Source organism: Shewanella sp. SP2S2-4, from assembly GCF_031932025.1.
GTDB classification, from domain to species: domain Bacteria; phylum Pseudomonadota; class Gammaproteobacteria; order Enterobacterales; family Shewanellaceae; genus Shewanella; species Shewanella baltica.
On record NZ_JAUOER010000003.1, the window covers coordinates 91377 to 103915 of the forward strand.

General features: G+C 42.8%; 10 protein-coding genes. 1 reads left to right on the forward strand and 9 read right to left on the reverse strand.

Annotated elements, in window-relative coordinates; translation table 11 throughout:
• Positions 1-71 precede the first annotated feature (71 nt).
• From Q4Q54_RS04110 to Q4Q54_RS04130, 5 genes are all read right to left on the reverse strand, one after another.
• Positions 72-1100 (reverse strand): GGDEF domain-containing protein, encoded by a 1029-nt coding sequence (locus tag Q4Q54_RS04110; protein ID WP_063882908.1) that lies wholly within the window; start codon positions 1098-1100, stop codon positions 72-74.
• A gap of 271 nt (positions 1101-1371) precedes the next feature.
• Complete coding sequence (locus Q4Q54_RS04115) at positions 1372-2997, reverse strand: phosphoethanolamine--lipid A transferase (protein ID WP_311987772.1); 1626 nt, start codon at positions 2995-2997, stop codon at positions 1372-1374.
• Between the two features lie 269 nt (positions 2998-3266).
• The gene (locus Q4Q54_RS04120; RefSeq protein ID WP_311987773.1) at positions 3267-5360 is read right to left on the reverse strand and encodes a prolyl oligopeptidase family serine peptidase; all 2094 of its coding nucleotides are present in this window, start codon (positions 5358-5360) and stop codon (positions 3267-3269) included.
• 211 nt (positions 5361-5571) lie between these two features.
• Positions 5572-6081: a MarR family transcriptional regulator gene (locus tag Q4Q54_RS04125; RefSeq protein WP_311987774.1), complete on the reverse strand. Its 510-nt coding sequence runs from the start codon at positions 6079-6081 to the stop codon at positions 5572-5574.
• The gene (locus tag Q4Q54_RS04130) at positions 6082-7251 is read right to left on the reverse strand and encodes a cation diffusion facilitator family transporter (RefSeq protein ID WP_311987775.1); all 1170 of its coding nucleotides are present in this window, start codon (positions 7249-7251) and stop codon (positions 6082-6084) included.
• Positions 7252-7706: 455 nt separating this feature from the next.
• On the opposite strand from Q4Q54_RS04130, the gene eco reads away from it, so the two are divergent.
• Positions 7707-8258 carry a serine protease inhibitor ecotin gene (eco, locus tag Q4Q54_RS04135; protein ID WP_311987776.1) on the forward strand — a complete coding sequence of 184 codons (552 nt, stop codon included), beginning with the start codon at positions 7707-7709 and terminating at the stop codon, positions 8256-8258.
• A gap of 87 nt (positions 8259-8345) precedes the next feature.
• On the opposite strand, the gene Q4Q54_RS04140 is transcribed toward eco, so the two are convergent.
• From Q4Q54_RS04140 to Q4Q54_RS04155, 4 genes are all read right to left on the reverse strand, one after another.
• Positions 8346-8621, reverse strand: a complete 276-nt coding sequence (locus Q4Q54_RS04140) for a hypothetical protein (protein WP_006081699.1) — start codon at positions 8619-8621, stop codon at positions 8346-8348.
• The gene (locus tag Q4Q54_RS04145; RefSeq protein WP_311987777.1) at positions 8614-10602 is read right to left on the reverse strand and encodes a RecQ family ATP-dependent DNA helicase; all 1989 of its coding nucleotides are present in this window, start codon (positions 10600-10602) and stop codon (positions 8614-8616) included. Before Q4Q54_RS04145 ends, Q4Q54_RS04140 begins: the two co-directional genes overlap by 8 nt.
• A 336-nt stretch (positions 10603-10938) precedes the next feature.
• Positions 10939-11277 (reverse strand): hypothetical protein, encoded by a 339-nt coding sequence (locus Q4Q54_RS04150; RefSeq protein ID WP_011846791.1) that lies wholly within the window; start codon positions 11275-11277, stop codon positions 10939-10941.
• 209 nt (positions 11278-11486) lie between these two features.
• Positions 11487-12026 (reverse strand): hypothetical protein, encoded by a 540-nt coding sequence (locus tag Q4Q54_RS04155; protein ID WP_311987778.1) that lies wholly within the window; start codon positions 12024-12026, stop codon positions 11487-11489.
• Positions 12027-12539: the final 513 nt, after the last annotated feature.

A 12539-nucleotide genomic window follows, 5' to 3' on the forward strand; every position in this document is an offset into this window, starting at 1 on the left:
AAAGCTGTTTATGGTAACTGAACCAGCAAAACTCAGCCGAAAATCACCTCTCTATTTATATCCTATCTATTTTATCCCCTGACGCAGTTACGGCCTTCGGACTTGGCTTGATACAGGGCCTTATCGGCGCGACTAAATAGAGTTTCGGCATCGTCGCCTTGCTGCAATGAAGCAAGGCCAATCGAAACAGTAATGGCGCCAAGGGAAAGTTTTTTGTCTTTTCCTATGGTTAAGCGGCGCTCAGAGATACGTTCCCGAAGATTTTCAGCCACTTGTAATGCATCGTGAAAATGAGTGTTAGGCAACACCACCACAAATTCTTCGCCGCCATAACGCGCCACAAAGTCATCCCCTCGCACACATTGTTTTAAGGCTAATGCGACATAGGCCAACACTTTATCGCCGGTTAAATGGCCATAAGTGTCGTTAAAGGCTTTAAAGTTATCGATATCGATCAGTAAAAGGCTGCAACGGGTTTGATGATCTTGGGAAAGGTAGATTTGATCTTGAATACTCAGTTCATAGGCACGGCGATTGTGCAGCGAGGTTAATTGGTCCGTCATCGCCGCCAGGCTCAGGTTTTCCATTTCCGATTTAAGATTTTGCACTTCTTGGCCCATGGTGCACAGGCTTTGCTCCATCTCACGGTTGTTGATGAGTAGCATCTGCATTTCATCGACTACACCGTCAACCAGCTCGTTTAAGGTATTAATGTCGGGATTCGTCTGTAGGCGTAAACCAAACTCGGCTAATGAACCTGAAAACGCTGCAGTGCCTTGACTCAACTGGCTGATTTTACTTAACAAACTATTGATCAGGATTTGCGTTTCAATCTGCACATTTTCAATCACTTCGGGTGACTGTTCTTGAATGAAGTTCTTATACAGGCTGGTGTTGACCTCCTTGGTAAAAGAGACCGAATTTGCCAGAAAGCCATCAATCGCACGGTTTAAATCGAGATTTGTCCCTGCAAAATATTCATACCAAACAGTGTAGTTTTCAGGTGTAACGGGGATATCGAGGGCAGACATTTGCGGTACGGCCAAACGCAAAATTTGCGCGGCAGAATCAAGCTCTTTATTTTCTGCAGTAGAAGGCATAAATCGCGAACCATAGACTTGTTATGTTTTTGTATGCATTAAGTTAACTCATGTGCTTGGATTTGGATATGGGAGAAATCAATTATTATGATAGGGCGCAAAAGAAAAGAGGATGTTGCCATCCTCTTTGAAGTTCATACTTGGATCGACTAAGACAAACTAACGAGGTATCACTCAATAACTTTTGGTCAGTAGATCATACTTAGTCACAAGATAACATTGAGTCGCACGATAATGTTAGCGACTCAATATTGATGAGTTAATGGGTTGATTAACCTCGGCAACTGGCAAAGATATCTAACTTAGGCTGATATACCTCGGTCTTGACATTCATTAGGCCTAAAAGACTGTCGAATAAATTGTCATGGGAGAAACCGCCCTTCGCCGCGTGCTCAGCTAAACAGGCCATGTCTAAGTGGTTATCTTTACTGAAATCTTCAGATACCCAAGCAAGCATAGGAATACTCGTCTGTTCGATTGGGGCAATGCTGTAAGGTGCGCCATGTAAATACATGCCCTTCTCACCTAACGATTCGCCGTGATCGCTCAAATACAACATGGCTGGATCAAATTTATCTTGCTGATTTTGTAACTTTTTCACTACTTCGCTGATGATGTAGTCAGTATATAAAATGGTGTTGTCGTAGGTGTTAATCAGCTCGTCTGGGCTACAGTTTTGGATATCGCTGCGCTGACAATCCGGTGTGAACTTACGGTGCTCCGGTGGATAACGTAAGAAATACGTCGGTCCATGGCTACCAATCACATGCAACACAATCACAGTATCTTTGCGTTCTGCAGTGACCAAGGTTTCATCTAATTTGTTGAGTAACACTTGGTCGAAACAATATTGGCCAGTACACAACTCAGGATCGCTGTTCAAATCAATCGTAATGTTTTCAACTTGATCGCACACGCCTTTACAACCAGAGTCATTGTCAAACCACTGCACTTTAATTCCGCCATGGTTCAACACATCAACTGCAGTATCTTGGGCATAGGCGCGGCGAGAATCATAATCTTCCCGTCCCATGCGTGAAAACATACAAGGCAAAGATACCGCCGTTGCCGTGCCACATGAATGGGTATCTTTAAAGACTATTAATCCTTGGTCTTGGGTATGGGCGTTGGTCGGCTTGTCATAGCCATAATACTGATAATTCATCGAACGCGCGGTTTCACCAACCACAAGCACTAGCAAGTTAGGTTTACCATTAGGGTTAGTACTGACATTCTTAGCATCGAGGCCAAGCTGCTGATATTCCATCGGTGTTTGTAAGTAATGCACATTAATGTACTTAGACGCCGCACCAATAAAATACGTCGGCACTATATAGCGTTTTAGTTCGTCGTTGTTACGGCCAAAAGCGGCGTAATCTTGGAAATAGAAGAAAGCAATAATAGCCAGTCCCGCCAACATCGTCAGCATAAACAGTACTTTATGCAGTAACTCTTTGAAGAATGGCTGGTATTGAATATCGGCCTTATAAATAAGGTACGCGGGTAAAATCCCTGTGATTAACATATTGATTATTGATGCGAAATTCACATACATCAGCGCTTCAGCATGATTGGTCTGAAAGGTGTTTTCTATCATGCCGTAATCGAAGACGACATTGTATTGATAAGCAGCGAAAAACACACTCGATGACAATAAGGTCAGTATGATAAAAAATGGCTTAACGAGGTACTTAACCGTAAATAAGGAAAACACAAAACTAAGGGCAAAAGTTAAAAACAACGGCATCGTGGCGATGAAGATTGGATCGACATCAGGTTGTTTTTCGATGCCTTTTTTAATGATATCGAATAGAGGAATATTGAAAATACAAACGTAAAACAACGCCGTGATAAAAGTGAAACGATTCACCGATAGAGTCTTAAATCTTGCTAGCACTGATAGCTCTCACTCAAATTAGTTGTATGCCGAGAATAACTTACAATTCTTAAGGTAATCTTAGGCTGTAACAGTCAAATTTTTTCGCCATAGTAGCAAGCTCTCGGCAATGGCTCAAATTATCTGTGGTTAATGTTAACAATTAAAAAACAAAGTTAAAAAAACGGCCGAACCTCAATCAGTTCGACCGTTTTTTGCTCCCCAACCTATTAGGGCCTTGCTCGGTTTTATCACCAACGAGTTAACAATTCATGTTAACCCTGCGGTGATTATCGTAACTGCTGTAATAAGTAGGCAAACGCCATTGAATTAAGTTCCGCAGCTTGATTATTATCTGCAGCGCCGGCGTGGCCACCTTCGATATTTTCGTAGTACAACACATCAATCCCCATGTCTTTCATCTTAGCGACCATCTTACGGGCGTGACCTGGGTGAACCCTGTCGTCACGGGTAGAAGTGGTGAAAAAGACCTTGGGATAATGCACGTCTTTATGCAGATTATGGTACGGAGAGTAGGTTTTAATGTACGCCCATTCCTCAGGAATATCTGGGTTACCGTATTCGCCCATCCAGCTAGCACCTGCTAATAACTTATTGAATCTAAACATATCAAGCAGAGGTACTTGGCACACGACAGCATTATAAAGATCCGGTCTGCGGGTAAATGCCGCGCCCATTAACAGGCCACCATTGCTGCCACCTTGGATACCTAAATGTTTGCTTGAGGTGATTTTACGGGCAATCAAATCTTCAGCAATGGCTTCAAAATCCTCATAGGCTTTATGACGATTTTGTTTTAACGCTGCTTGATGCCAAGCTGGGCCGTATTCGCCACCGCCACGAATGTTGGATAACACATAGACGCCGCCCTGCTCTAACCAATTCTTACCAATGGTGGCCGAATAAGATGGACGCAGCGACACTTCAAACCCGCCGTAGCCGTAAAGTAGCGTGGGATTAGTGCCATCTAACTTAAGATCCTTAGCCATCACCACAAAATAAGGCACTTTAGTGCCATCTTTAGACGTCGCAAAGTATTGCTCGGTTTTAAACTTGTCCGCCGCAAACTGTTGCGGCATACCTTTAATTTTCTTTGGATTTAGGGTTTTAGCATTCACAGTGTAGAGACTTGAAGGCTCAAGAAAACTGGTGTAATTCACAAAGAAATCATCACTGTCTTGCTCAACGTCCATTACAGTCAAGGCGCCATTCGCTTCAAACGGTACGTGAGTGCTCTGCCAAGCGCCCTTTTCGTCTTGTTCATAACGCACTAATTTGCTTTTCACGTTATCGAGCCAATTAACGAAAATTGCACTCTTACTAAAACTGAGCTGCGCTATCGATGCGGTTTGAGTCGGGCTTACAAATAAACTGAACTTGGCTTTTTGAGCGATAAGATCCGCCACATCGGCATACACGACCGCGCCTTGCTTAAAGTTACCGTCTTGATTGGTTAAATCGCTCTTTAACTCAATGAATAACTTACCTTTGAAATAACCTTTAATCTCAGCATCTTGCGGTAAAGGCAATCCAATAAGTTTACCGTCTTGGTACACATATTGGCTGGCGGTATAAAAAGTATGCGCTTCGGTGACTAAACTCAGCGGCGTTTTATCATCAAATAACACCCAGCCAGAAACTGCAACTGAAGCCTTATCGCCAGTAAAAACAGGCTTAGCTTGCTCGAGTGGCGTGCCGCGTTGCCACAGTTTAACGCCCCGTGGATATCCAGAGTCCGTCATGCTTTGACCATCACCAAAATCTGTACCGACAAAGGCGTGATCTTTATCTATCCAGCTCAGACTCGATTTGGCTTCTTTTAAAAAGAATGGTTTATCTTTGGCAGCAACAAAGGATTTAGTGTTGAGATTAAATTCACGTACTTCCACCGCATCAGCACCGCCGCGAGACAATGAGACAAAACAGCGCTCATTTTCGGGATACTGACAGCTAATATCCTTAAATACCCAATTGACGGCTTCTGCTTTACCTAAGGCATCGATATCGAGCACGGTTTCCCATTTAGGATCGGCTTTGGCATATTCTTCCATTGTGGTGCGACGGTAAATGCCGCGCACATGGGTATCATCCTTCCAAAAGTTATATAACTTGTCACCAATATGGGTGGCGTAGGGAATGCGTTCTTTATCGTTTAGGATGGCGAGACTGTTCGCCACTAAGGTATCAAAACCTTTAAACGCTTTAATTTCGGCGGCAGATGCGGCATTTTGGGTTTTCACCCATTCCATTGGCTTAGCGCCTTCAACATCTTCCAACCAAATGTATTTATCTTCTTCTGCGTGAAGTTGACCGCTCATTCCGAGCACTCCTGCAATGCACCAAGGCAGTAATTTATTATTCATTCTATTCCTTTTAAACAGAGTCCATCTTGAGATCTGCCCTTACATTACCTTAATTGGTATCCAGTTCAACTATTAATCCAACAAGAATGTAACAAAAGGTAAGATATTGTAATGGCTGATGATTAATCTAGAATGAATCGCGTTTTTAAAGATGACGTGCTATAAAAAAGCGTCCGAGAAGGACGCTTTTTAGTCGATGATATAGGGTCAATTAAAACTCGTTATTCATGCGTGACAGCAAATTAAGCAGCACGATTCGTTCTTCACTGCTCATTTTTGCGGTGAGATCTGTGGTGAGTTGTAGATGCAAAGCATCATGTTCAAGGAACAAAGCTTGGCCCTTATCGGTTAACTCCACCAGAATCGAACGGCGATCGGTTTCATGGGGACGACGCACGACCCACTGTGCCTCTACCATTTTATCGATTTGAACCGTTAATGTGCCGGTCGTGACGCCAATCTTGTCCGCCAATTCCTTCATCCGCATGGCGCCATGCACGCCAAGTAACTCAATCGTGTGCACCTGCGACAGACTAAAACCTTTGTCACGTACAATGGCGTGCTCCCATGACGACAGCTTTTCATAAAATTCAATAATCACATGATTTAATGCATGATCTGTTGAATGCGCGGCCGTTGAATGTCCAGCTGTTGATTGTGCAGCAGGCAAATGTGCCTCACTTGCATGCAGGTTTGATGAGGAATGATGTTCAACAGTCATTTAGGCTTCCTTAGCTATACACTCGCGCTGACGACAAGTATGGAGTTCAATGGTGATATGGGCCAATTCAGGAAATTGTGACAGTAACTGATTAAAATAACTGACATCTTTCGGTGAATGGGACACGATAGACACCATAATAGCATGGTGATCGGCGCTCACTCGCCAAAGATGTAAATCGGCCACTTGATGATCCGGTACGGCCTCAAGAGTTTCCACGACCTTACGCTGCAATGACGCTTTAACGCCGCCGTCCAGCAAAATAGGGCTGGTTTGCTGAATGAGTCCCCAAGACCAACGGCTGATAATCACAGCGCCGACAATCCCCATAATCGGGTCGAGCCAAGTTAGTCCCATGTATTTACCAAACAACAAAGCAGCGATGGCGAGCACTGACGTTAACGCATCGGCCAGTACGTGAAAATAGGCCGCACGTAGGTTGTGATCATGGCCACCGTGGGCCTTCTGGCTCTTGTGCTCATGCTCTGCAGCATGTTGGTGATCCTGTTCATGTTGGCAATGGCTGTGATCATGATGACTTTCATCGTGTGCATGTGAGTCATGGGTGTGTGCTTGGCAGTTGTGATGCGCGTGAGCATATTCGTCTTTATGATCATCTTGATGGTCATGAGCGTGACTATGTCCGTGCCCATGGTCGTGGGTATGATGATCTTTAAGTAAAAATACACTCAGCACATTGACGCTTAAACCAATAACGGCCACAAAAATAGCTTCGTTGAAATGAATTTGCTCGGGACTAATCAGTCGCATTCCCGATTCAATCAACATCACCAGTGCCACAAGTCCTAGCGCTATTGCGCTGGTATAACCGCCAAGCACACTCACTTTGCCAGTACCGAAAGCAAAGGCAGGATCGTTAGCGTGTTTACGGGCATAGGAATAGGCGAATAACGTGATCATAAAGGCCGCGGCATGGGTTCCCATATGCCAACCATCGGCGAGCAATGCCATAGAACCGTAAATGGTTCCGGCAGCAATTTCAGCCACCATAGTGATCACAGTTAAATACAGTACATAACGCGTGTTCTTTTCGCCATCGCGGTTCTGGCTCGAAAACTCATGGGAGTGTTGCCACTGGGCGAGTGAGTGCCCTTGGCGGTGGGCAGTAGCTTGATGCCCTGTCGCTTGCTCGACTGCTGTTGATTTCATTGTGTAATTCCTACTCCATGTCCATCGCTATCAATGATAAAAAACGTGTTGCCTGAATTATAGTTTGAAAATCAAAATATATGAAGTTCAAATTAGTCATTTATCAAGATATATCGTTTTCAAACTTTTAAACGTGCATCTGGATCCCCATAATGCATCTGTACTCCTATCATCAGTCAGACGCTGATATGTGAATTAAGATAGGCAGCTAGACTAGGCAAAGGATATCAGGCAAGGTTTAATGGATTAGCGTTTGATTTATGTGTGAAAACAGCTGATTCAGCAGAGTAAGATTGGCTTTATTGCAGCCTTATTATTCAGATGGATAAAAATTATTTGGGTAAAAATCGATTTTTTATTGAATAATTTAACCCTTTTTTACCTCTGCTGCGTTTATAGGGGCAGAACAACGACAAACTTGTCGACATCCATTCAGTTCGATTAGGAGAAACAAGATGAAATTGAAGACCTTATTTAGCGTTAGCGCTGTTCCCCTTGCATTTACATTATTGTCATTCAATGCTGCGGCAGTCAGCCCGCCACACCCAACAGGATTAGATGCGCCTATGATCAGCATTCAACGTTTTGACCCAAAAGATTACAGCGCACAGGAAGCGACTAAGATGTTCCCTGCTCTGGCGGCTGGTATGGTGCAGCACATTTTGAGTTTGCCTAAGTTAGAAAACGAAGATGACTACATGATCGAAATCCAAATTGGCCAGACTCAAATGGTCGATTGCAATAAGCATGGATTAAACGGGGAATTGAAGGAACTGACTGTACAAGGTTGGGGTTATAACTACTATCAAGTGGATGAAATCGCTGAAGGGCCGAGCACTATGATGGCCTGTTTCGAATTGGCGAAGAAAGAAGCTTTTGTTCGTATTCCGGGTGAACTGAAAATGCGCTACGACAGTCGTTTACCTAAGGTATTTTATCTACCAGAAGGCGCGGAACTGCGTTTCAGAACGTGGAAAGTGGATTCAACCTATCAATATTCCAAGTAAGTAGCACGATTTTAACGATCGAGTCATCAATCGAATGCGCTTCGAGTCTTTGCTGATTGATAAAAGCAAAGACTCGAAGAACATTAACTAGAATCGTTTAATTCTAACAACTTGCATGATTTCTATCTCAAAACCCGCGACTGTTTCTGTCTCTGGGTAATAGATGACATTGATCTTTTGCCCTTGCAGATTACGATATTTTTTCACACGTCTGAATTTAAACGGAACATCACAATCTTCAATCATAACAGTATGTTGTACCCACTCTGCCTTTTCCCTTTGCATATGGGAAACCACAGTCACACCTTCAGAGTGAACTAAATGTTCATGGGTGGCTAACATCTTTTTTACGGCCTTATTCATGTTCAACTCTTTTATCATCTAGTTGCGACAACAGTGACTCAACTTTCTGTTTAATTTCAGCATATCTCAATTTTTCACAGCGGCCGAAGCCACTTAACTTACGCACTTGAAAACGACTCACTAAAGGAACCGACATGCCTGCGAGGCAACGACAATAGGTATCGAGTGACAAAGTCTCAATGCCCTTAGCCGTTAAATGATGTTTCAACTCACGCAAATAAGCCAATATCTGCTGATCTGTCGGCCAAGTTGGTTCCGTCGAATAGCGCAACTTAGCAATATTGCCGCGGCAAACACTGCAATGACCGCAGACCGCTGGCGTCTCATTATCATCAAAATAACGGGATAAATTGTGGCTTAAGCACGTCTCAAGTTCAAAAAAGCGGACTAACTGCGCGATTCGCGCAATTTCTTTCTGCTCTTTATCAATAAAATAATGGTACTGCTCATCGATGAGTTCGGGACGCGCTAATGCGGCAACATCCACCCGATAAACATCGGTAATTCGTTTAGTCTCTAATTCAATCAACTGATGTTCAGCTAAATATTCCAGCGCGGCTAACACGCGGCTGCGCTCATGACCCATCGCACTGTACAAGGCATCAAAATCTAACGCGCCCCATATTTTCTTCATCTGCGTATGATTAAAAATCTGCGTCAAAAACGCCTGCCGCTCAGGATTAAATCGGCTCAGAATGGTCTGTTTGTCGACCAAAAACTTGTAATTAACGTCAGCGTAGTAAGCGAATAACGGTTTAACCACACCTAAAATTTCTAGCTGCACAAGTAACGTTTTTAACGGTAACTGGCGAATATTACTCGCCGTCGACACGCCATTGAGCTGACATTCCCACTGACCGGAATCTTGTTCAAGTCGAATAGCCTCAATGACTTGTGCTATACCTTCTCGCTCCGGCGTATCGCCATACACAAAATTCTCAACGGTATTGAGCCCGTCAAGATTGGCCAAAGTGACACAATGGGATAACGCACCATCACGCCCTGCTCTGCCGATTTCTTGGCTGTAGTTTTCAATGGATTTAGGCAAATCGTAGTGGATCACAAAACGAATATTGCTCTTATCGATTCCCATGCCAAAAGCGATGGTTGCCACTACCACTTGCAGCTTATCCTGCATAAAATCATTTTGAATTTGTTGACGTTTTTCATCTTCAAATCCAGCATGATAGGCACTGGCGACTATACCTTGTTGGCTCAAAAGTCGTGCGACCGTTTCGGCGGTTTGCTGCAAAGTCACATACACAATGCCGGCACCTGAGAATGATGCAATCTGCTGAACCAGTAAGGCATTCTTCTCTTGCGTTGATACAGGCAGAACAGTCAAATCTAAATTGGGTCGATAAAATCCCGTTTGCACTATGTGTTCAGGCGCAATATCAAAGCGCTTGGCCATATCCAGTTTCACTTTACGTGTTGCTGTGGCCGTCAATAACAGTACCAATGGGATCTCAAGCTCACGCCGATAGTCGGGCAATTTAAGATAATCGGGCCGAAAATTATGGCCCCACTCTGAAATACAATGCGCCTCATCGACGACCAGCATGGACAGCGGAACCGATTGAATAAATTGCCGAAAACGTTCATTTTTGAAACGCTCCACCGACACCATCAAAATTTTCAGCTTGCCAGAGCGCGCATCAGCCATCACTTGCTGACTCTGCTCGGCGCTTAAGGTTGAATCTATGCTGGCCGCATGAATTCCCTTAGATTGTAAAAACTCCAGCTGATCTTTCATCAAGGCGAGTAAAGGCGAAATCACTAAACTCAAATGGGGTAACTGCAATGCTGTAAATTGATAACAAAGGGATTTACCAGAACCCGTCGGAAAAATCGCTAAACTCGACTTCCCCGCCAACAGTTGTGATATCGTTCGCGCTTGGCCAGGGCGAAATTCAGAAAACCCGAAATCCTGCTGCAACAAACTAATGTATGGATTGGTTTCTGGAATGGGATTGAACATCAACCGTCCTTTACACTCATCCTTACCACCCAAAAAATTCGGGTATACCGCAAGAAAAAGATTCAGCATTAAGTGAGTCGACTAGTCTAGCAAATTTTGAGGTACTTTACGGAGTTAATTACCGACAACTGAGTTTTGGAGCTGAATTTATCGGTTGAAAACCATGATGCCGCAGATAAAGTGTGACAGTTAATCTATTGATTTTATAAGAAGTAATTGGCTGTTTTTATAAAAACTTGAATGCAAAAATAAAAACGACTTTAAAAAATGAGCGATGGATAATATAAGCGCCGAGGCTAGAGCTTAGGTTAATCTCGGCCGCATGCAGTCTTCAGTTTAAGGTTTTCTCGCAAGGTATAAATTAATCAGCGAGGTGAGTTTATCCTGAAATCTTTCTTCAAAACTATCAATATCACGTCCGATAGAGACAAGATATTTAGTCGCTTGTTCGCGGGAAAGTAATTTATTGGCAACACTGTATTGCATCTCATCCAAGGTTTTATCGTATCGTGGGATCAGCAACCAAGTGCCAACATCGACATCGAAATGTTGCATCGCTTTCTGGGCCAAAGCACAAAAAGCCTCAATATGATCCACACCATCAGGTCCGAGACAGCCAGGCTCAATTCGGCACAAGACAGCAATTTTTCTATCATTTTCAATGCTTACACTCATTTCTGATGCCCCATGTTACCGAGTCTTAAACTTAAAATATCCCTTTAAACTTAACAGCAATTTTACGTGTCTGCACAGATAAGTCACGGCTTACTTGCTCATTTAAGCGATTATTAACAAATCCATTTTAGGCGATATTGCGACGTCAAAATAAAGATTAACAGAACTTAACTCTACCCATTTTATTTCAGGACGAGATAAGCTCGAGATCATTCATCAAGCATATCGTCGACACTCATATTGTCATCTAGGTCATCTGGATGCAGCAAATGGTTTTGTGAGTTATCGGCATCATGTTCTGACAATAGGTTATCAATCGCCTGATCAAAACTGTCTAACTTTTGTGTCTCCATATAACGCTTTAATCTCTGAATAATATCCCTACTTACCTCTATATGGGATTTTTTCTGACGCTTTTTTATTTGAGATAGCTCTTTACGAACCATGCGCCAACCCAAATCAGTAAAATACTGATTGAGCATTTTGTTTACATTCTTAAGCTCGTTGTCGAGTCGCTGTGTCTTTTTACGTAATCGGACCAATTCATTTAATTGTGTCACCAACTCAGTATAGGAAACCCTTTGTAACTCAGCGTCACAAAACCAATCTGGTTTAGATGCCACAGTTTCAGGATTGATAAGGCGATAAATTAAGGGTAAGGTAAAAATTAATTCTGCTTCCTCAAGCAATAATAATTTTCTTCCTGCTGTCGGTTTGTCTTGTTGATATATCCAAGCTTGCGGTTCCATAAATACGTTTCTTCAGTTAAGCATGCGTTCAATGCGGATAAAATAAATGGGAACTCATGCTAGTACAAATCGATAAGTATTAATATATGGTTCAACCATTTTATTGGTTGGGAATCGCTCCCTTATGCTTCATTTTGCCTTAGGCAGAAATAGCTCAATGCATATCACGTCAAGTATCAGATAAGCGGTTGTCGTTATTAGCTTAAATTTCACCCAACACACAAGCCAAGTTTAGCGGCATGCCATTCATGCAAACCAATAGAATGGTTAAACCATTCTTTAAAATTATGCGTCTGTGGCTAACCAAGTTCGAAACCACTGCATAGAGAAAGTACAAATTTCATACTATCATTGCCTTTATTTTTACATCAGCTTAATTAATCGCCATTGTTAGAATAGGTTTATCTTGGCTATTTTTTAAACTAAACAATCCAACTTAATGATATTTAATTTCCCCTTCACTGATAAAAGAGGATTATTTAAACAAATAAGCACTCTACCAGTGATAATGAC

Excerpts from the sequence above, each read along its gene's own strand:
- Q4Q54_RS04110 (WP_063882908.1), bottom strand. The coding sequence starts at position 1,100 with ATGCCTTCTACTGCAGAAAATAAAGAGCTTGATTCTGCCGCGCAAATT.
- Q4Q54_RS04120 (WP_311987773.1), bottom strand. The coding sequence starts at position 5,360 with ATGAATAATAAATTACTGCCTTGGTGCATTGCAGGAGTGCTCGGAATG.
- Q4Q54_RS04125 (WP_311987774.1), bottom strand. The coding sequence starts at position 6,081 with ATGACTGTTGAACATCATTCCTCATCAAACCTGCATGCAAGTGAGGCA.
- Q4Q54_RS04130 (WP_311987775.1), bottom strand. The coding sequence starts at position 7,251 with ATGAAATCAACAGCAGTCGAGCAAGCGACAGGGCATCAAGCTACTGCC.
- eco (WP_311987776.1), top strand. The coding sequence starts at position 7,707 with ATGAAATTGAAGACCTTATTTAGCGTTAGCGCTGTTCCCCTTGCATTT.
- Q4Q54_RS04140 (WP_006081699.1), bottom strand. The coding sequence starts at position 8,621 with ATGAATAAGGCCGTAAAAAAGATGTTAGCCACCCATGAACATTTAGTT.
- Q4Q54_RS04145 (WP_311987777.1), bottom strand. The coding sequence starts at position 10,602 with ATGTTCAATCCCATTCCAGAAACCAATCCATACATTAGTTTGTTGCAG.
- Q4Q54_RS04150 (WP_011846791.1), bottom strand. The coding sequence starts at position 11,277 with ATGAGTGTAAGCATTGAAAATGATAGAAAAATTGCTGTCTTGTGCCGA.
- Q4Q54_RS04155 (WP_311987778.1), bottom strand. The coding sequence starts at position 12,026 with ATGGAACCGCAAGCTTGGATATATCAACAAGACAAACCGACAGCAGGA.